Here is an 18,139-nt window from a genome sequence, read left to right as displayed (position 1 = left end):
GGATCCCAAATTCGTGCAGGCCCTGCGAAGTCACAAAGCTAGTCAATCTTTCGGACGAGAGCCGGTCGACAACGAAGGGCGAGAGCGATCGACGTTGGTCCGACGCGGACTGATCCCTGAGACGCGTCCGCAGCGGATTCTCGCGTTGGCGACGTTCGTCAACATGATTGGCAGTGGCGTCTTCATGGTCAGCGCCGCGCTCTTCTTCACCCGCGTCGTCGGTCTCCCATTAGCACAGGTCGGACTAGGAATGGGCGGCGCGGCTGCCGTTGGCCTTTTTGCCGGCGTACCGGTCGGACATCTCGCTGACCGACGAGGGCCGCGAGAGATTTACCTGTGGATGCTCGTCATGCAGGGTCTGGCGATGGCCGCGCTGGTACTCGTGCAGTCGTTCTGGCTGGTCCTGGCGGCGCTCTGCCTGGGTGAACTAGCCCGTTCAGCGGGGGGAGCGGCGCGTGGCCCGCTGGTTCGCGGAATCGGCGGTGCCGACCTCAGCAGGTACCGCGCTTACCTGCGCTCGGTCGCAAATCTCGCCGGGAGTTGCGCCGCCATGGCTGCCGGCTTCGCCGTGCAGTTGGACACGCGTCCGGCCTACCTGGCCCTGGTGCTGGGTAATGCGCTCAGCTTCGTGGCCAGTGCCGCCATCATTGCCGCGCTGCCGTCACTACCGCCCGTGCCCGCGCCGCCAAGGGCCGACCGCTGGCAGGTGTTGAAGGACCGGGGGTACGTTGCCATCACCGTGCTTGACGGCATCATGTCGATTCACCATCAGGTGCTGCTATTCGCACTGCCACTCTGGATCGTGGGGCACACCGGCGCACCCCGGTGGCTGGTTGGCGCGGCAGCACTGGTCAATACCGTTCTTGTGGTGCTGCTCCAAGTCAGGGCCAGTCGAACGGTCAATGACAGCGCCAGCGCCGGGAAAGCGATGCGCCGTTCGGGTGTGGCGTTCTTCGTCGGCATGGCCGCGATTGCCGCAGCGGCAGGACTTCCCTCGTGGCTCGCGCTCATCGGCATCGTCGTCGGCATCTTTGTCCACACCATCGGTGAACTTTGGCACACGGCGGGCTCGCTGGAACTGCGATTCAGCCTCGCTCCCGCCCACGCGCAAGGGCAGTACATGGGGCTGTTCGGGTTCGGGGCCGGCCTGGCCAATGTGGTGGCTCCCACCGTACTGGCACTGTTCTGCATCACCTGGGGAGTGCCTGGTTGGCTCCTGCTCGGCGGCGTGTTCGTCGTAGCGGGTCTGGTGACGCCGTACTTCGTGCGGTGGGCGGAGCGGACGCGCCCGTACGCGGAGCAACCCGCCCAGCTGACCTAGGCGATTTGGACCCCTGACCCCCTCGATGCGAGAGTTGACACGCCGACGGGGCGGCGTACGCCGACGCGGTGTCGGAGTACGCCGCCGTCGGGCGGGACGAGTTGCGGGAGGCGCCCCGCGCTGTCATGGCGGTTACTTCGGGTCGCGGTTGAACTTCGAGGTCGACCAGAAGTAGCCGAGCACCGCGAGACCCAGGCACCAGACGACCGCGAGCCACCCGTTGTGGCCGATCTCGCTGCCGAGCAGCAGGCCCCGGAGGGTTTCGATGGCGGGCGTGAACGGCTGGTACTCGGCGATCGGCTGGAACCAGCCGGGCATGGCGTCGACCGGGACGAATGTGCTGGAGAGGAGCGGCAGCAGGATCATCGGCATCGCGTTGTTGCTGGCGGCCTCGGCGTTCGGGCTGATCAGGCCCATGCCGACCGCGATCCAGGTGAGCGCCATGGCGAAGAGCACGAGCAGCCCGAACGCCGCCAGCCACTCCAGGACGCCGGCATCCGTAGACCGGAAGCCGATGGCCACGGCGACTGCGCCCACGAGGACCACGCTCATGATCGACTGCAGCACGCTGCCGACGACGTGCCCGACGAGCACCGCACCGCGGTGGATCGCCACCGTGCGGAAGCGGGCGATGATGCCCTCGGTCATGTCGTTGGAGACGGACACCGCGGTCCCGATCACGGTGCTGCCGATGGTCATCAGCAGGAGGCCCGGGACGACATACGCGATGTACTCGGAGCGGTTCGCACCGGCGCCGCCGATGCCCGAGCCCATCACGTCGCCGAAGACGTAGACGAAGAGCAACAGCAGCATGATCGGGGTCAGCAGCAGGTTCAGGGTGAGGGACGGATAGCGCCGCGCGTGCAGGAGGTTGCGGCGCAGCATCGTGGACGAGTCGCGTACGGCCAGGGAGAGGGAGCTCATCGGACGGCCTCCTTGGGCTGGTGGGGGACGCCGGCGCCGCCGGTCAGGGCGAAGAACACGTCGTCGAGATCGGGGGTGTGCACGGTCAGCTCGTCGGCCTCGATGCTGGCCGAGTCCAGCCGGTCGAGGATGGAGCGAAGCTCGCGCTGGCTGCCGTCGCTGGGGATCCTCAGCGCGAGGGACTCGTCGTCGCGGGTGGCGTCGCGAAGCGCGAAGGCCGCGGACTGGTACGAGGCCGGGTCGGTGAAGCGGAGCCGGACGTGCCCGCCGGGGATGAGCCGCTTCAGCTCCTCGGCGGTGCCCTCGGCGGCGATCTTCCCGTCGTTGAGCACGGCGATACGGTCGGCGAGCTCGTCGGCCTCCTCCAGGTACTGGGTGGTGAGGAAGACGGTGGCGCCGTCGGAGACGAGCTCGCGGATGATCTGCCACATGTTGTGGCGGCTGCGGGGGTCGAGGCCGGTGGTCGGTTCGTCGAGGAAGATGATCCGCGGGTTGCCGACCAGGGTCATGGCGAGGTCGAGGCGGCGCTTCATGCCGCCGGAGTAGGTGGAGGCGGGCTTCTTCGCGGCGTCGGTGAGGTCGAAGCGTTCCAGGAGCTCGGCGGCGGTGCGGCGGCCTTCGCCCTTGGACAGGTGGTGCAGGTCGCCCATGAGGAGCATGTTCTCCTCGCCGGTGATCAGGTTGTCGACGGCGGAGAACTGGCCGGTGACGCCGATCGCGGCGCGGACCGCTTGGGGGTCGGTGGCGAGGTCCTGGCCGCCGACGCGGATGTCGCCGGAGGCGGGGTCGGGGGAGATGAGGGTGGAGAGGATCTTGACGGCGGTGGTCTTGCCGGCGCCGTTCGGGCCGAGCAGGGAGAAGATCGTTCCTTCGGGGACGGCCAGGTCGACGCCGTCGAGCACGACTTTGTCGCCGTAGGACTTGCGCAGCCCGTTCGCCGCGATGGCCAGGTTGGTCATGATGGGTGCTCCTCAGAGGCTGCGGGCGACGATGTCGCCGTGGGCGGTGGTCGCGTGGATGTTCAGGCCGGCGGCGCCTTCGGTGTTCTTGAGCGCGTTGTGAATCCGGCCGTAGGTGGTGCCGGCGTCCAGGGAGGCGGAAACTCCGTGGGCGGCGCCGACCGACACGTCGCCGGCCTGGGTGCGCAGCACGACCGTGCCGCGCACGGCCTCGGCGATCCGGATGTCGCCCTTTGCGGTGCTGATCTCCGCGGGGCCGTTGAGGCGGCCGACCGAGACGTCACCGGCGAGGGCGGTGAGGCGGACGCTCGCGGCCTCGTCGAGCTTGATCGCGCCGTGCGCGCCGTCGACGGCGACGTCGCCGAACCGTCCGACGGCCCGGAATTCGGCGCTGGCCGCCTTCACCTTGACCCGGGAACCGGCGGGCAGCTGGACCGTCACCTCGATGGATCCGGAGCTTCCGAGGATCTGGTTCTTCGCCGAGGCCTCGATCCGCAGGACGCCGTCGCCGTATTCGACCCTGGTCTGCTCCGCCACCTTCACGTCGCGGCCCTTCGAGGCGTCCGCGGGCAGGACCTCGACCGTGGTGTCGGCCCGGTCGGCGGCGATGAACTGGACGCGCCCCGCGGGGATGTCGAGGACGGCGGAGATCGGGGTGGGGGTGTCGAACTTCTGCATCGTGCTCTCCTCCTGCGCTTGTTGTTTCTGACGCCGGAAACGCTACGTTGCGTTCGACAATCGCGCAACAAGCTCGTTGCATGTAGTCGGCGTTGATGCAGGTAAAAGGCCAGTTATCGTTGCAACGGTATTAGTTTTAACGCAACGGCGGGCACCCGGTTCGTTGCATTGGCTGGGGAGTGAACGCTATGCTGGAAGGCAGCAAGGGAGCATGAAGGGAGATCGCGATGCCGGGAGGCAGGCTCACTCAGCAAGAACGCCAGCAGATCGCGCTGGGGCTGGCCGACGGGCTCGCCTACGCGGAGATCGCCAGACGTCTCGACCGCCCGACCTCGACGATCACGCGTGAGGTGATGCGGAACGGCGGCCCCACCGCCTACCGTGCCGACCTGGCCCACCGCGCCACCGAACGCCGCGCCCACCGGCGCAGGCAGGCTCCCCGAGGGCCGCAGGCGCCCCCGCAGGCCCACGGACGCGACGCCGAGGCCGTGCGCGAGTACGAGGAGATGTTCACCACGCTCCTCGTGCAACAGGGCCTGCCCAAGATGATGTCCCGGGTGCTGACCTGCCTCTACACCACCGACGCGGGCAGCCTCACCGCGTCCGAACTCGTCCAGCGCCTCCAGGTCAGCCCGGCGTCCATCTCCAAAGCGATCACGTTCCTCGAAAGCCAGGGCCTCATCCGCCGGGAACGCGACGAACGCCGCCGCGAGCGCTACGTCGTCGACGACGACGTCTGGTACCAGGGCATGATCGCCGGCGCCCGATCCAACGCCCAGCTCGCCGAGACCGCACGGCAGGGCGTCAGCATCCTCGGCCCCGACACCCCGGCCGCCGCCCGCCTCGAGAACATCGCCCGCTTCGTCGACTTCGTCGCCGAGAGCATCACCCGCGCCGCGGAGCAGGCCCGCGAGATCCTCTACACGAAAACCGAAGCGACCTCAGGCGGCACTGCCACGCCAAGTTCAGATCGCGGATAGACAGCCGTCTTGATGGTCACAGCTAGTGGTGCCCGCGCCGGTTCCTTCAACCTGAGCCGACCCCATCGCGCGCCCGCCAGGCGGCCTCGTTCCTGCGGGTCGGTGAGGTCGGCAAAGTCCTTCATCGCAGCCGAGTCTTCGGACGCCAACCTGCCCCTGCCGGCCATCTGCGCCACCGCCCTACGCTCCCGCCAGGAAGATCAAGAGCGCATGAACATCTACAGCGAGGCCACCTCGGAAGCCGCCCAGACGGCGCTCAAGCGCCTCGGCGAGCAACTACACACACCTGAGCTGCTGTACGGCGCTGCTGTACAAGATCGAAAAAGCCGTCCCCCAACACCGGGAGACGGCTTTTGAACTGGGTGGAGCTGAGGGGATTTGAACCCCTGACCCCCTCGATGCGAACGAGGTGCGCTACCGGACTGCGCTACAGCCCCTCCGCCGGCGAGCCGGCATCGGTCCCACCCGGCATACACCGGGCGGGCCGGCGACAAGGCTAACAGGTAACCCGCCCCCGCAGCGAATCACCCCACCGGCTCACCCCTTGCAGCCGCCGATCATGGAGTTGTGCCTGCTGACGAGGCGGACATACAGGTGCTGAACGGTCACGACAACTTCATGATCGATGCGAGGCAAAGGCAGGTCAGGCCGTGTGGGAGCCGCGGCCGGCCTCGTAGGCGCGGCCGCGGAGGCCGCCGGCGCGGCGGTAGGAGACCGAGACCCCACTCGCGGCGGGGTGGTCCAAGCCCATCGCCGTACGCCGGACCGCCTCGCGCTGGGCCGCCAGCCGGCGCTGCGCCTCCCGCCGGGCCGCCGCCCGCCGCGCCTGCTCCCGCCGCACCTCGGCCTGCCGGGCGGCCAGCCAGGCCGCCTCCCGGGCCTCCGCCCGCCGCCGCCGGCGTTCGGCCAGCGCCCGCTGCCGCAGGTGTACGACGTACGCCACCAGCAGCGTCCCGGTGACCGAGAAGCCGATCCAGAACCCGGGGCCGACCACCGCCACGCCGATCAGCTCGACGCCGTTGAGCAGCAGCAGTGCGGCAAGCACCCGGCGGCGGCGGTAGATCGCCGGGGTGTGCTGGCGCCGCTTCGGCGGGTGCCGCCGACGGGACCGGTTCGGGCCGGGGGACACCGCCCGCAGCCGGTTGGTCCGGCGGGAGGCGGGCGGCGCGGAGACCGGGGCGCGCAGACTCCCCGTGGCCAAGTCTTCACTGAAGGTGACGACGAGGGTCCGGGGCGGATTGATCGGCCGCCGTCCCGGCACAGTCCGGCGCCGGCGGCGGCGCTGGAGCACCCGCGCCGTCGACTGCGCCCGCTCCGCCACCAGCCGCTCGGTCGCGTCGTACCGGCGAACCAGCGCCGGCGCGAGGGCGAGCAGGCCGGCAGCGGCGAGGACGGCGAGGAGCACCGAGGTCGGCACCCTCACCCCTCCCGTCACCGAATTCGGGGCATTCGCCGGCCGGCCGCAGGATCTTCCACGGAACGTGGTCCACGGCGCAGATCTTGCGGGCGGGCGGCGCTTGCCCGAGCTTGCAGTTACTTGAGGTTACGGGCCGCCAACCGTGATGCCGGCGCGCCGCGCCGATCCCGCCCGGGGGACGGCTCACCCGGCGGAGCGGATCCGGTGCCAGCGGGCCAGCAGCCCACCCTCGGCGGCCACGTCCTCAGTGGTCATCGCGTATCCGATGTGGTCCCGCCAGGCGCCGTCGATGTGCATGTAGCGGACGTGGTACGCCTCCTCGCGGAAACCCAGCTTCTCCACCACCCGCCGGGACGGCCGGTTCTCCGGCCGGATGTTCACCTCGACCCGGTGCAGCCCGCCCGGGCCGAACGCGTGGTCCACCGCGAGCGCCACTGCGGTGGGGATGATCCCGCGACCGGCCACCCGGGAGTCCACCCAGTAGCCGACGTACCCGGAGCAGAACGCCCGCCGGACGATGCTGCCGATGTTGATGTGCCCGACCAGCCGCTCCCGGCCGTCCTCGCGCAGGCAGACGGCGAACGGCATGCCCTCACCGGTGCGCGCGGAGCGCCGCTGGTCCTTGTGGACGAAGCGGAACGACGCCGGGGAGTTGAGCTCATCCCAACTGCCGGGCAGGTGCGACTCCCACGGGGAGAGCCAGGCCTGGTTGGCGCGGCGTACCTCCGACCAGGCGGCGGCGTCCGAGCGCCGGTACGGCCGCAGCACCACCGGACCGTCCACCAGCACCGCCGGCCAGCCCGGCGACCGTCCCGACCCGAACAAGCTCACCGAGCCTGCCTTTCGCTCGCGACTGCGGGGCTCGCAAGCTCACTCCTCGCGCTCACCGAGCCTGCCTTTCGCTCGCGACTGCGGGGCTCGCAAGCTCACTCCTCGCGCTCACCGAGCCTGCCTTTCGCTCGCGACTGCGGGGCTCGCAAGCTCACTCCTCGCGCTCACCGACGCCGGTCCAGCAGGAGGACGTCGACCGTGGAGCCCGCCGCGGCGGTGGTCACCCGCTCGCCGAGCACCAGCAGGCCGTTCGCCTCGGCCAGGCCGGAGAGGGTGAAGGGCCCGCCGCTGAGCGGCTGCACGGTGTAGCCGCCGCCGCGCCGCTCGGCGACGTGCGCCGGGCGGAACTCGCGCAGCCCCACCGGGGACGAGATCGTCTCCAGCAGGTGTGCCCGGACGCCGGGCCGGAACACCGGCTCCGCCCCGGCCAGCAGCTGGATGACCGGGCGGGCCAGCACCTCGAAGCCGATCATCGCCGCGCCGGGCTCACCGGGAAGACAGACCACCGGCACCTCCTCGGCGCCGACCGTACCGAATCCGAGTGCCGTGCCGGGATAGAGGGCGACCTCGGTGAAGGCCACCGGTCCGGCCCGGCCGCCTTCCCGTCGGGACAGGATCCGGCGGACCATGTCGCCTGGCCCGGTGCCGGTGCCGCCGGTCGTGATGATCAGGTCGGCCCGCAGGGTCTGGTCCTCCAGCAGGCCGCGCAGCGCCTCCGGGTCGTCGTCGCAGATCCCGACCCGGTACGCCAGCGCGCCGGCCTCGGCCGCGGCGGCGGTCAGCGCGTGCGAGTTCGTGTCCACCACCTGGCCGGGCTGGCTGCCCCGGCCAACGTCGACCAGCTCGTCGCCGGTGGCCACGACCACCACGCGGGGGCTGGGCCGGACCACCACGTGCCCGATCCCGGTGGCGGCGAAGACGGCGACCAGCGCCGGCGAGACGTACGTGCCGGCACGGGCGAGCAGGGTACCGGCGGGCAGTTCCTCACCGGCTCGGCGGACGCCGTACCCCCGATTGGGGGCGCGGAAGATCTCCACCGCGGCCATGCCCTGGTCGGTCCACTCCACCGGGACCACCACGTCCGCGCCGATCGGCAGCGGCGCCCCGGCAGCGACCGAGAAGCACGAGCCCGGGGTGAGCCGCACCGGTCGCCAGCTCGCCGCGCCCAGGTCGCCGACCACGTTCAGCCGGATGCTCCGCCCACCGGGCGTGCCGGAGGGGGCCGGGACGTAGCCCTGGCCCCGGCTCCCTCCGGAGATGTCCTCCCAGCGCGCGGCGTACCCGTCCACCGAGGCCTGGTCGAAGGCGGGGAACAAGTGCGGCGCAACGACGTCCTCGGCGAGGACGTTGCCGTACGCCTGGGTGAGGTCGAGGTCGAGCGGAGGCAGCGCACGTAACCTGCGCAGCACGCTGCCCAGGTAGTCGGCGAGGGGCGTCAACTCGTTCGCGGCCGCCTCGGCGTCGGCCGTCGCGGTCATCTACTGGAACCGCCCGACAGGTCCGTGTTGACGAACTCGACCAGCCACTTGCGGAACTCGGGGCCCAGGTCCTCGCGCTCGGCGGCGATCTGCACCACCGTCTGCAGGTAGCCCAGCGGCATGCCGGTGTCGTAGCGGGTGCCGCGGTAGACGATCGCGTGCACCGGCGTGCCCTCGGTACGCAGCAGCTCCATCGCATCGGTCAGCTGGATCTCGCCGCCGCTGCCCGGCTTCGTCCGCCGGATCGCATCGAAGATCGTCCCCGGCAGCACGTACCGGCCGAGGACGGCCAGGTTGCTCGGCGCGTCCTCCGGCTTCGGCTTCTCCACCATGCCGGTCACCTTGACGACGTCGCCGATGTCGTGCAGCTCGGGCTCGGCCGGCGCCACCGAGGCGATGCCGTAGCGCTTGGTCTCGGCCGGGTCGACCTCGAAGAAGGCCAGCACGACGCCGCCGGTACGCGCCTGCAGCTCCATCATGGCCGGCAGCAGCGGCTCGTCGAGCTTGACGAACTCGTCGCCGAGCAGCACCGCGAAGGGCTGGTCGCCGACGTGCGACTCGGCGTACCCGACGGCGTGGCCGAGCCCCAGCTGCTCGGGCTGCCGGCAGGTGAAGATCTCGGCCAGCTCGCTCTGGCGCTGCACCGCGGCCAGCAGCTCGGGCTTCCCCTCCAGCTTGGCCTCCAGGTCCGGGCGGCGGTCGAAGTGGTCCACCATCGACGTCTTGCCGCGGCCGGTGATCAGCAGCACGTCATTGATCCCGGCCTGGGTGGCTTCCTCGACGATGTACTCCAGCACCGGCCGGTCGACCACCGGCAGCAGCTCCTTGGGTACCGCCTTGGTGGCCGGCAGGAACCGGGTGGCCAGGCCAGCGGCCGGAATGACGGCCTTGACCGCGCGCGGACGGCCGGTCGCGGCGGCCGTTGAAGGATTCGCTGAGTGCTCCGACATGCCGCGAGACTATCGGCCACGGCTCTGCCGTGGCGGGTGAGGACCGGAAGACGCGCCACCCGTGGCCCCACCCGCGGTGTCCGGGCCGCCGGCCCGGGCCGGTCCGTCCGGCGGGCTCGCCGCCCCGGCCGGCACCGGGATCTCCCGCGCCGGCGGCCGGCTCCCCACCTGGGCCACCCGGTAGCCGTCCCGGCCGGCGGCCTTGGCCGCGTAGAGGGCGTCGTCCGCCGCGTCGAGCACCTGCTGCCCGCTGGTGGCGTGATCGGGGTAGACGGCGATGCCGATGGAGACGGTCACCGGCACCCGCACCGGCTCCTCCGAGTGCCCGTTCACCGGGACCGGGCTGTCCCGGACCACCGCGCCGAGCCGCTCGGCCACGATCGTCGCGCCGCGGGCGTCGGTCTCCGGTAGCAGCACCACGAACTCCTCACCGCCCTGCCGGAAGGCCAGGTCCACCTCGCGGATCTCGCCGCGTACGCGGCGGGCGAACTCCACCAGCACGGCGTCGCCGGCGGCGTGGCCCCAGGTGTCGTTGACGTCCTTGAACCGGTCCAGGTCCAGCGCCAGCACGCTGAGCATCCGGCCGAACCGGTTGGCCCGCTCGACCTCGCGCCGGATCGACTCGCGCAGGTAGCGGTAGTTCCACAGCCCGGTCAGCGGGTCGGTCAGCGACAGCCGCTGCGCCTCCTCGTGCACCCGCACGTTGTCCACCGCCACCGCCGCGTGCCCGGCGAAGGTCCGCAGGGTGACCAGATCGTCGTCGTCGAACTCGTCGGCGCCGAGCCGGTCGTAGAGGGCCAGCACGCCCAGCGCGCCGCCGCCGGCCGTGCCGCCGTCGCCGTCCCCGCCGGCCGGCGGATGCCCGGGCCGGTCGGCACCGCCGCGCCCGCCCAGCTCCGCCGCCCGGGGCGCGGCGAAGGGCACCGCGATGTACGTCTCGCACTCCGGCTCTCCGGTCGGGGTCGCCGAGGGCGCCCACCGGCCGCGTCGCGGCTCCCCGGTGGCCACCACCGCGCCGATCACACCGGCGCCGACCGGCACCCGCAACGTCGCCGGGTCCGACGGATCGCCGCTGGGCCAGCGCCCCTCCAGCCCCTCGGTGCACTGGCCGACCAGCACGCCACCGGCGTCGAGCAGCAGCACCGCCCCGGCTCGCGCGCCGGTCGCCGCGATCGCGCTGTGCAGGATCAGCCGCAGGATGCGTTGCAGGTCGTGGGTGCTGGCCAGGGTGTCGCCGAGCACCGCAAGGTGCCCGCGCAACTGGTCCCGGCTGCTGGTCAGCGCCGCAACGTAGCTGCCGGTCTCCCGGGTCATCCGGTTGAACGCACTGGCCAGCCGACCGATCTCGTCCCGGCTGCGGACGGGCACCCGGGCGGTCAGGTCGCCGTCCGTCACCCGGTCCACCGCCCCGGCCAGCTCGACCAACGGCCGGGTGGTCACCCTGGCCAGCCGCCAGGCGGCGAACACGGCGAGCAGCGCCGCCAGCACCACCGCGCCCAACAGCGCGGCGTTGAGGCCGGGCGGTCGCTCCCCGGGGACCGAGAGCACCAGGGGCAGCGGAAGCCCCGGGAACGGGCCGACCCGGCGGACGTACCGGCCGTCGGCGGCCTCGGTGACCCGGTCCCCGTCGACCGTGCGGGCGGCGGCGAGCACCGCCTCGCGTTCCTCCCGGTTCTCGGTGGTGTGGGTGACCCGGTCGAGGTGGTCGCCGTCGTCGAGCAGGGTGACCGCCACCCCGGTCACCGCGGCGAGCCGGGCGACGAAGGCCGGGTCGACGGGCTGGGCGGCGGAAACTGTGCCCAGGTCGGCGCCGGTGGGGTCGCGGAGCTCGACCCGGGCGGCGAGCGCCCGGACCGGGCCGGTGGCCGGCGGGGGGCCGGAACAGTCCTGCCAGGGAGCTGCCGGCCCACCGGCCGTGGCGTGGACCGTCCGGCCGGCGGTGTCGCTGACCAGCACGGCCGCGGCCAGGCCCCGGCCGACCACCTGAGCGGCCGCGCCGGGCCGGGCGGCGGGCTCGGCGACGAGCGCGACCGCGTCGGCCGCCGCGCGCAGCTGCTGGCAGAGGGCGTCCACCGAGGTACGCACACCGGCGGCGGCCAGCCCGAGCCGTTCGATGGAGCGGCTGCGATCGACGGCGGCCATGGTGGAGCCGACGAAGAACGCGCCGAGCAGGACGGGGCCGAGCACCACCGTGAGGAAGGCCGCCGTCAACCGCACGCGTAGCGTCAAGCTTCCCCCCGGAAGGTCCGCGCTCGATGCAGCGATGCTGACACAGAGCGACGGGGAGGCAAGCGTTGCGTCAGGAGTGTTGCGTGCCGGAATTTTCTGATGAAGCGGAAGTGACCCATGAGGCGAAGCGGGACGTCCGGATCGCGCTGCTCGCCCACCGCCGGTCGCTCCCCGCTCCGCGCCGGGCCGAGGCGGCGGCGCGCGTCCAGGCCGAGCTGGTCTCCCTGGTACGCCGGCTGCGCCCCGCCCGGATGACCGCGTACGTCCCGGTCGGCTCGGAGCCCGGTGGCCCGGACCTGCCGGCGGTGCTGCGGTCGGCGCTCCCGCCGGAGGCCGAGCTGCTGCTGCCGGTGCTCCTCGACGACCTAGACCTGGACTGGGCGCCGTACACCGGGTCGGAGTCGCTGGTCGCGGCGGGCCGGGGGCTGCGCGAGCCGACCGGCCCCCGGCTGGGCCGGGCGGCGGTGGCCGAGGCGGAGCTGGTGGTCGTCCCGGCGCTGGCGGTGGACCACCGGGGGTTCCGGCTGGGCCGCGGCGGCGGCTCGTACGACCGGGCGCTGGCCCGGGTGCCCGCGACGACCCTGACCGTGGCGCTGCTGCACGATGGGGAGCTGGTCGAGATGGTCCCCGCCCAGCCGCACGACCGCCCGGTCCGCGCCGTGATCACGCCCGCCGCGGGGCTGCGTACCCTGGCCGGGGCGTCCGGTGTCTGACGGCACACTTCCGCTGGACGAATGCTCGCCGATGACGCACCATTGGCACTCGAAAGCGTCGAGTGCCAACCGGCCGTGCCAGATCCGGAGGAGAACGTGCCCACGTACCAGTACGCCTGCACCGCGTGCGGCCACCAGCTCGAGGCGGTGCAGTCCTTCTCTGACGAGCCGCTGACCGAGTGCCCGGCGTGTGAGGGGCGGCTGCGGAAGCTCTTCAACTCGGTGGGCATCGTGTTCAAGGGGTCAGGCTTCTACCGCACCGACTCGCGCTCGTCCGGCTCGGACAACGCGACCAGCACCGCGAGCAAGCCGGCGAAGGCCGAGTCGTCGAGCAACGGCTCGTCCAACTCCTCGACCGGGTCGAGCAACGGCTCGTCCGCCTCGACCAACGGCGGGTCGACCAAGGCCCCGGCCGCCAGCGCCGCCTCCTGACGCCCACCGCAGCGTGCGCCGACGGCCCGGTCGGCTCGCGGACCCTGCGTAGCAGACTTCGACGCCGAGCGGGCGTTGTCCACGGTGAGATGCTTCGTCCCGCCCGGTCGGCCATGATCGTCGTGCTCCCGGCGCTGGTCTGACTCTTTATCCACCTGGCGCCTCGGCTGCCCTTCGCCTGATTTGTCGGCCGCGCCGGGTGCACGCGCCGAACGGACGGGTGTGACCTGACAGGAGCCTGTGCAAGAGGTCCCATCACCGTGCTGTCCGTCCGCCCGACGGTGCGTGCTGCCCCGGTTGGTCACCTGGAAGGACAGCACTCCCACCATGACAGATCACCAGTTCGAAGTCATCGGCGGCGTTGACACCCACGCCGATACCCACACCGCCGTGGTCATCGACGAGGTCGGCCGGATGCATGGCCATCGCCAGTTCCCCACCACGGTGGCTGGCTACCGGGCGCTGCTGGCGTGGATGAGCGAACACGGTCCGGTGCGGTCGATCGGGATCGAGGGCACCGGCAGCTACGGCGTCGGCCTGGCCCGCTACCTGCGCGCCCAGGGCGTGCATCTCGTGGAGGTCGACCGGCCCAACCGCAAGATGCGCCGTCAGCGCGGCAAGTCCGACCCGATCGACGCCGAAGCCGCCGCTCGGGCGGTGCTGGCCGGCACCGCGTCCACCACCCCAAAGAACCGAGACGGGCAGGTGGAGGCCATCCGGGTCATCCGCGTGGCCCGCACCTCAGCGGTGAAGTCGCGCACCGCGGCGCTCAACGCCCTGGTCGGCATGGTCCGCACCGCCCCGGAACCGTTGCGCACCCAACTGCTGGACCTGCGCAACTCGGAGCTGATCATGACTGCTGCCGCGTTGCGGCCGGCCCTGGACATCGCCGACCCGATCGCGGCGACCAAGACCGCGATCCGTCGGCTGGCGCGTCGCATCATCGACCTGGACCGCGAGATCCGGGCCGCCGACGTCGACCTGCAGGTGCTGCTCAAGCAGGCCGCCCCGCAGCTGCTGGAGTTGCCCGGAGTCGGCCCTGAAGTCGCCGCGCAGCTGCTCATCACCGCCGGCGACAACCCGGAGCGGATCCGCGACGAGCGGGCGTTCGCCGCACTCTGCGGGGTCTCACCCATCCCCGCCAGTTCCGGTCGCACCGACCGGCACCGCCTCAACCGAGGCGGGGACAGGATGGCCAACAGGGCGCTCTACATCGTGGCGGTCAACCGGATGCGCTGCCATCCCGAGACGCAGACCTACGTCGAGCGCCGACGCGAGCAAGGACTGAGCAACAAAGACATCTCCCGATGTCTGAAGCGGTACATCGCGCGTCAGGTCTACCCGCTGATCTTGGAATCCCTGCGCATCCGGCCCCCGTCATCCACAGCCCTCGCAGAGCTCTGACCAGCCCGGCTTGCATTACAGGAGCATCAGGCAGGCCGTTTGTCCACAGCTCGCCCGCCAGCGCCGGCGTTGCCGGCGTCCAGCCCCCTAGCCTGCTGACCGGGCGTCGGCACGCGGGTGCCGCGCGGCCGCCGAGGCGGGGAGGCACGGGTGACGGCGAGCGAGGGATCACTGCGTCCGGTGCGCTGGCGGGGACTGCCCCGCAGCGGGACGCTGCTGCGGGCGGCGCTGGTCGCCATGCTGCTCGGCCTGGCCGCAGCCGTCCTGCAGACGCCGTCCGACTGCCCGCCCGGCGCGACGCCGGTCACCCCGCCCCCGACCGCACCGGCCAGCGGTGACGGCAGGCCGCCGGAGAACGGTGCTCGGGGCGAAGCGCTGCCGCTGCCCAGCGGCTCGGTGGGCGTACCGATCCGGCTGGCCGAGCCGGCCGCGCTCGCGGTGCTGCGTCCGGGTGCCCGGGTGGACCTGCTGGTCGTACCGCCGGGTAGGGCGACAGCCGAGATCGCGCTCCTCGCATCCCGGGCGCTGGTGCTTGACGTCGTCGGCGCGGAGGCGCCGGATGGATCGTCCGCGCTCTACCTGGCGCTCGCGCCCGAGCAGGCACAGCGCGCCGTCGGATTACCCGAGGGAAGCCGCTTCGCGGTCGTCGTCCGCGGCTGAGCCCTCCAGGCCGAGGCCCTGCGGGCTCCCGGAAGTCACTGACAGGGCCTCTGTCCGCCGTCGCGGGCGATATTGCAACCCAGAGTGATCGGCTCACCGTGGAGGCCACCGTTGTTGCCACGGCACCTGCCCGGCACACGGGCTGTGTGTCCCGGGGGTGGCAGGGATGACGCGGGGGATCCGGCCGATGCGCGGGACGGACGGGACGAGCAACGTTTCGGTGGAACGCCACGAGCGGCGGCAGCCGGACCTCAACCCGCATCCGTCGCCGGCCCGCGGACCGGACTGAGGGCATCCGCGCCGACCGCCGGCCCGGGCGGCCGGCAGCAGGCAGCGATGGCAGGTCAGTCCCAGTGCGGGGGACGCTCGGCGAGCAGCCAGTCGTCGTTGCTGCCGTTCCGCTCCCCCCAGCCACGGTCGGTGTCGTCCGCCGTCTGCTCGGGCAGCACCACGAAGTCGTCGCTGAGGTCGATCGTGCGGTCGTCATCGCCGCGCATACTCTGCGTGCCGGGGTCCACGGTGCTCACGAGCGGCAAGAATACCGTCCGGTCCGGCCCCACCCCAGCGATCCGGCCGCCCGGCAGACCCCTCGCAACGGCTGCCCGCAAGGCAAGGGTCCCGGGCAGCGCCCGCACGCCGGGCCCGATCGCCTGTCGCGTCGAGCCGCCGGTGGGCCGAGGCGTTGGTAGCGTCGGACGGCGTGACGACGCCCAGCGGTGCCAGCTCCGAGGACGACTTCTGGCGACGCCCGGCGCCGGACCAGCCGACCGGCGGGGCGCCCGGCCAGCCGAGCGGTGGCGCGTCAGACCAGTCCACCGGTGGCGCACCCGGCCAGCCGACCGGCGGCCCCGGCTACGCCGGCCCGCCGCCCACCACTCCACCGCCGCCCGGCTGGCGGCCCCCGGTGCACCTCCAGCCGGCGCCGCCGCGACAACTGCCGCCGCAGGACATGGCCGGCATGGACGCGGCGGAGCAGCGGGCTCAGCGGCTCACCTACAGCTTGGGAGCGGTGGCCGGGGTGGTCCTGGTGATCCTGCTCTGCCTGCTCTGCTCCCGGGTGCTCTTCTGAACCGTCCTGCCACCACCCCGCGCCCGGCCGGTCAGACGATGTCGCTCCAGACCATCCTCGCGCCGGTGTCGCCGGTCTTGTAGACATAGACCAGCGCGAACAGCGCGAGGACGGCGACCACCAGCGTCAGAGCCGGGGCCGGCCAGGAGGGCAGTCGCCGCACCCGTTCGTGGCCGCTGGTGAGCACCAGCAGCAGCAGCGCCGCCACGGCGAGGCCGATCGTGAACCAGAGCAGCGTGCCGCCGTACTCGGAGTGCTCCTGGATCTTGCGCAGGCCTTCCGGGGGGTAGCCCCGCCCCTTGAGCACCGCCTCCAGTTCTTCGCCCGACTCTTTGGCCACGAAGGTCATGATCGGGGTCAGCACGGCGAGGACCGCCACCGCCCACCCGAAGCGGGTCCGCCACGGGGGCAGCACCCCGTACGCGACGGAGAGCAGCGCCAGCAGCGGCACCAGCACCACGACGGCGTGGATGACCAGGACATGACCGGGCAGTCCGTTGATTTCCCTGAACACCGACACCTCCGGCAAGTGGGGTGGGTAGCGGCAGTCAGCGTACGACGGGTGCCGTCGTCGCCGTTCGTCGATTCGATACACGCGGCTGCCCCGGATCCGGTTCACCGCACGCCCGGGCAGGTCACTCGGCCGCTGTGTCGCGGGCCACCCGCTCCCGAGCTAGCTTGTCGCTCCCGTGGCGTCGTGCTGTCATTAGCTCATGTCCAGTGGCGAGGAACTGCTCCGGTCGAGGGGCCTGCGGGTCACCCGACCGCGCCTCGCCGTGCTGGACGTGCTCGCGGCCGGCGGCCACCTGGAGGTCGACGAGATCACCCGGCGGGTCCGCGAGCGCCTGGACTCCGTCTCCACCCAGGCTGTCTACGACGTGCTCGGCGCGCTCTCCCGGGCCGGGCTCTCCCGCCGGATCGAGCCGGCCGGCAGCCCCGCCCGGTACGAGGCCCGCGTCGGGGACAACCACCACCACGTGGTGTGCCGGGGCTGCGGGGAGATCGCCGACGTCGACTGCGCGACCGGCAACGCCCCCTGCCTCGACCCGAACACCGCGCACGGCTTCGAGGTGGACGAGGCGGAAGTGACCTTCTGGGGCCTCTGCCCCGCCTGCCAGGCCCGCCGCTCCACCGACGACTGACCCCGCCGCCGACCGCGCGACGGCCCGGGCCGCCACCCCTGCCGTGGCACTCTTGGGCGGTGGACTCCGATGACCTCGGCCTCTTCGGTCCGGGATCGGTCACGTGGAAGGTGCACGGGGAGCCGATCCTGTTCGTTGCAGGCCTGCGTTCGCTCTACCTCCAGGCGCTGCATCCCCGCGCGATGGCCGGGGTCGCCCAGAACAGCAACTACCGCACCGACGCCTGGGGTCGCCTGATCCGCACCGCCACCTACGTGGCCACGACGATCTACGGCACCACGGCCGAGGCCGAGGCGGCGGGCCAGCGGCTGCGTACGCTGCACGCCCGGATGCGGGCCACCGACCCGTTCACCGGCGAGGAGTTCCGGGTCGACGACCCGGAACTGCTGCGCTGGGTGCACGTCGCCGAGGTCGAGTCCTTCGTCAGCACCGCCCGCCGGGCGGGTCTGGCCCTGACCGATGCCGAGGTGGACGGCTACTACACCGAACAGCGCCGGGCGGCGGCCCTGGTCGGGCTGAGCCCGACCGAGGTGCCGGGCACCGCCGACGAGGTGGACGACTACTACCGGCAGGTCCGCGGCGACCTGCGGATGACGAAGGAGGCGGCCGAGACGGCCCTGTTCCTCACCGCTCCACCGATCCCCTGGAAGCTCAGCCTGCCGGCCCGGCTCGGCGTGGACCTCGGGCCGCCACGCTGGGCGTACCTCGGCATCGCCGGCACCGCGCTGGGGCTGCTGCCGGCCTGGGCCCGGCGGCTGTACGGCGGCCTCGGGCTGCCCACCACCGCGCTCTCCGCGGACCTGAGCGTCCGCGCGCTCCGGCTCGCCCTCGCGGCGCTGCCCCGGCGCTACCGGGAGGGCCCGAGGCAGCAGGCGGCCAAGGAACGCGCCGCCCGCCGCACCGCCGCCGCCGGCTGAGCCAGCCTTGGTGGTGAAGACCGACGCGGGTTGCG

General features: G+C 72.2%; 20 protein-coding genes and 1 tRNA gene. 10 read left to right on the top strand and 11 right to left on the bottom strand.

Features of this window, described 5'->3' with window-relative positions:
• Positions 1-145: 145 nt before the first annotated feature.
• Positions 146-1,321 carry an MFS transporter gene (locus GA0070624_RS07650; protein ID WP_245718698.1) on the top strand — a complete coding sequence of 392 codons (1,176 nt, stop codon included), beginning with the start codon at positions 146-148 and terminating at the stop codon, positions 1,319-1,321.
• Between the two features lie 132 nt (positions 1,322-1,453).
• Here GA0070624_RS07650 and GA0070624_RS07645 read toward each other — a convergent pair whose 3' ends face one another.
• Genes GA0070624_RS07645 through GA0070624_RS07635 form a run of 3 tightly spaced genes read right to left on the bottom strand, consistent with a single transcriptional unit; the run spans position 1,454 to position 3,882 of the window.
• The gene (locus GA0070624_RS07645) at positions 1,454-2,245 is read right to left on the bottom strand and encodes an ABC transporter permease (RefSeq protein WP_091338082.1); all 792 of its coding nucleotides are present in this window, start codon (positions 2,243-2,245) and stop codon (positions 1,454-1,456) included.
• Positions 2,242-3,204: an ATP-binding cassette domain-containing protein gene (locus GA0070624_RS07640; RefSeq protein WP_091338078.1), complete on the bottom strand. Its 963-nt coding sequence runs from the start codon at positions 3,202-3,204 to the stop codon at positions 2,242-2,244. Before GA0070624_RS07640 ends, GA0070624_RS07645 begins: the two co-directional genes overlap by 4 nt.
• A 12-nt stretch (positions 3,205-3,216) precedes the next feature.
• Positions 3,217-3,882, bottom strand: a complete 666-nt coding sequence (locus GA0070624_RS07635) for a DUF4097 family beta strand repeat-containing protein (RefSeq protein WP_091338075.1) — start codon at positions 3,880-3,882, stop codon at positions 3,217-3,219.
• 227 nt (positions 3,883-4,109) lie between these two features.
• Between GA0070624_RS07635 and GA0070624_RS07630 the strand changes: the two genes are divergently transcribed.
• Together GA0070624_RS07630 and GA0070624_RS34625 are read left to right on the top strand one after the other, a co-directional pair.
• Positions 4,110-4,862 carry a GbsR/MarR family transcriptional regulator gene (locus tag GA0070624_RS07630; RefSeq protein WP_091338072.1) on the top strand — a complete coding sequence of 251 codons (753 nt, stop codon included), beginning with the start codon at positions 4,110-4,112 and terminating at the stop codon, positions 4,860-4,862.
• A gap of 210 nt (positions 4,863-5,072) precedes the next feature.
• Positions 5,073-5,219 (top strand): hypothetical protein, encoded by a 147-nt coding sequence (locus tag GA0070624_RS34625; RefSeq protein WP_176731623.1) that lies wholly within the window; start codon positions 5,073-5,075, stop codon positions 5,217-5,219.
• A gap of 6 nt (positions 5,220-5,225) precedes the next feature.
• Here GA0070624_RS34625 and GA0070624_RS07625 read toward each other — a convergent pair.
• The 6 genes from GA0070624_RS07625 to GA0070624_RS07600 form a co-directional block, all read right to left on the bottom strand.
• A tRNA-Ala gene (locus tag GA0070624_RS07625) sits at positions 5,226-5,299 on the bottom strand.
• Positions 5,300-5,505: 206 nt separating this feature from the next.
• Entirely contained in the window at positions 5,506-6,285 is a 780-nt protein-coding gene (sepX, locus tag GA0070624_RS07620) for a divisome protein SepX/GlpR (protein WP_176731622.1), read from the bottom strand.
• Positions 6,286-6,462: 177 nt separating this feature from the next.
• Positions 6,463-7,110, bottom strand: a complete 648-nt coding sequence (locus tag GA0070624_RS07615) for a GNAT family N-acetyltransferase (RefSeq protein WP_091338066.1) — start codon at positions 7,108-7,110, stop codon at positions 6,463-6,465.
• A 164-nt stretch (positions 7,111-7,274) separates the two neighbouring features.
• On the bottom strand, positions 7,275-8,588 hold the full coding sequence (locus GA0070624_RS07610) for a molybdopterin molybdotransferase MoeA (protein WP_091338062.1): 1,314 nt from the start codon (positions 8,586-8,588) through the stop codon (positions 7,275-7,277).
• Positions 8,585-9,538 carry a UTP--glucose-1-phosphate uridylyltransferase gene (locus tag GA0070624_RS07605; RefSeq protein WP_091338057.1) on the bottom strand — a complete coding sequence of 318 codons (954 nt, stop codon included), beginning with the start codon at positions 9,536-9,538 and terminating at the stop codon, positions 8,585-8,587. Before GA0070624_RS07605 ends, GA0070624_RS07610 begins: the two co-directional genes overlap by 4 nt.
• A 9-nt stretch (positions 9,539-9,547) precedes the next feature.
• Positions 9,548-11,767, bottom strand: a complete 2,220-nt coding sequence (locus GA0070624_RS07600) for a sensor domain-containing diguanylate cyclase (RefSeq protein ID WP_176731621.1) — start codon at positions 11,765-11,767, stop codon at positions 9,548-9,550.
• 83 nt (positions 11,768-11,850) lie between these two features.
• Here GA0070624_RS07600 and GA0070624_RS07595 point away from each other — a divergent pair, with 83 nt between their 5' ends.
• The 4 genes from GA0070624_RS07595 to GA0070624_RS07580 all read left to right on the top strand — a co-directional run bounded on the left by GA0070624_RS07595 (position 11,851) and on the right by GA0070624_RS07580 (position 14,976).
• On the top strand, positions 11,851-12,480 hold the full coding sequence (locus GA0070624_RS07595; protein ID WP_091338054.1) for a 5-formyltetrahydrofolate cyclo-ligase: 630 nt from the start codon (positions 11,851-11,853) through the stop codon (positions 12,478-12,480).
• A 21-nt stretch (positions 12,481-12,501) separates the two neighbouring features.
• Positions 12,502-12,912 carry an FmdB family zinc ribbon protein gene (locus tag GA0070624_RS07590; RefSeq protein WP_245718697.1) on the top strand — a complete coding sequence of 137 codons (411 nt, stop codon included), beginning with the start codon at positions 12,502-12,504 and terminating at the stop codon, positions 12,910-12,912.
• A gap of 327 nt (positions 12,913-13,239) precedes the next feature.
• Positions 13,240-14,316, top strand: coding sequence for an IS110 family RNA-guided transposase (locus GA0070624_RS07585; protein ID WP_091348255.1), 1,077 nt, complete (start codon positions 13,240-13,242; stop codon positions 14,314-14,316).
• A gap of 150 nt (positions 14,317-14,466) precedes the next feature.
• Positions 14,467-14,976 (top strand): flagellar biosynthesis protein FlgA, encoded by a 510-nt coding sequence (locus GA0070624_RS07580; RefSeq protein ID WP_091338048.1) that lies wholly within the window; start codon positions 14,467-14,469, stop codon positions 14,974-14,976.
• 344 nt (positions 14,977-15,320) lie between these two features.
• Here the strand turns inward: GA0070624_RS07580 and GA0070624_RS07575 are convergent, their stop codons facing one another.
• On the bottom strand, positions 15,321-15,503 hold the full coding sequence (locus tag GA0070624_RS07575; protein WP_091348340.1) for a hypothetical protein: 183 nt from the start codon (positions 15,501-15,503) through the stop codon (positions 15,321-15,323).
• A gap of 173 nt (positions 15,504-15,676) precedes the next feature.
• Here GA0070624_RS07575 and GA0070624_RS07570 point away from each other — a divergent pair, with 173 nt between their 5' ends.
• A complete protein-coding gene (locus GA0070624_RS07570; protein WP_091338044.1) occupies positions 15,677-16,045 on the top strand; it encodes a hypothetical protein in 369 nt (122 codons plus the stop codon).
• A gap of 31 nt (positions 16,046-16,076) precedes the next feature.
• On the opposite strand, the gene GA0070624_RS07565 is transcribed toward GA0070624_RS07570, so the two are convergent.
• Positions 16,077-16,559, bottom strand: a complete 483-nt coding sequence (locus tag GA0070624_RS07565) for a DUF2231 domain-containing protein (protein ID WP_091348338.1) — start codon at positions 16,557-16,559, stop codon at positions 16,077-16,079.
• 199 nt (positions 16,560-16,758) lie between these two features.
• On the opposite strand from GA0070624_RS07565, the gene GA0070624_RS07560 reads away from it, so the two are divergent.
• Together GA0070624_RS07560 and GA0070624_RS07555 are read left to right on the top strand one after the other, a co-directional pair.
• The gene (locus tag GA0070624_RS07560) at positions 16,759-17,187 is read left to right on the top strand and encodes a Fur family transcriptional regulator (RefSeq protein WP_091338041.1); all 429 of its coding nucleotides are present in this window, start codon (positions 16,759-16,761) and stop codon (positions 17,185-17,187) included.
• Between the two features lie 59 nt (positions 17,188-17,246).
• Positions 17,247-18,104 carry an oxygenase MpaB family protein gene (locus tag GA0070624_RS07555; protein ID WP_091338038.1) on the top strand — a complete coding sequence of 286 codons (858 nt, stop codon included), beginning with the start codon at positions 17,247-17,249 and terminating at the stop codon, positions 18,102-18,104.
• The last annotated feature ends 35 nt before the right edge of the window (positions 18,105-18,139 follow it).

Source organism: Micromonospora rhizosphaerae (assembly GCF_900091465.1).
In the GTDB taxonomy this organism is placed as follows: Bacteria; Actinomycetota; Actinomycetes; order Mycobacteriales; family Micromonosporaceae; genus Micromonospora; species Micromonospora rhizosphaerae.
Note: the sequence above shows the minus strand (reverse complement) of the source record. Positions and strands in the feature narration are given on the sequence as shown.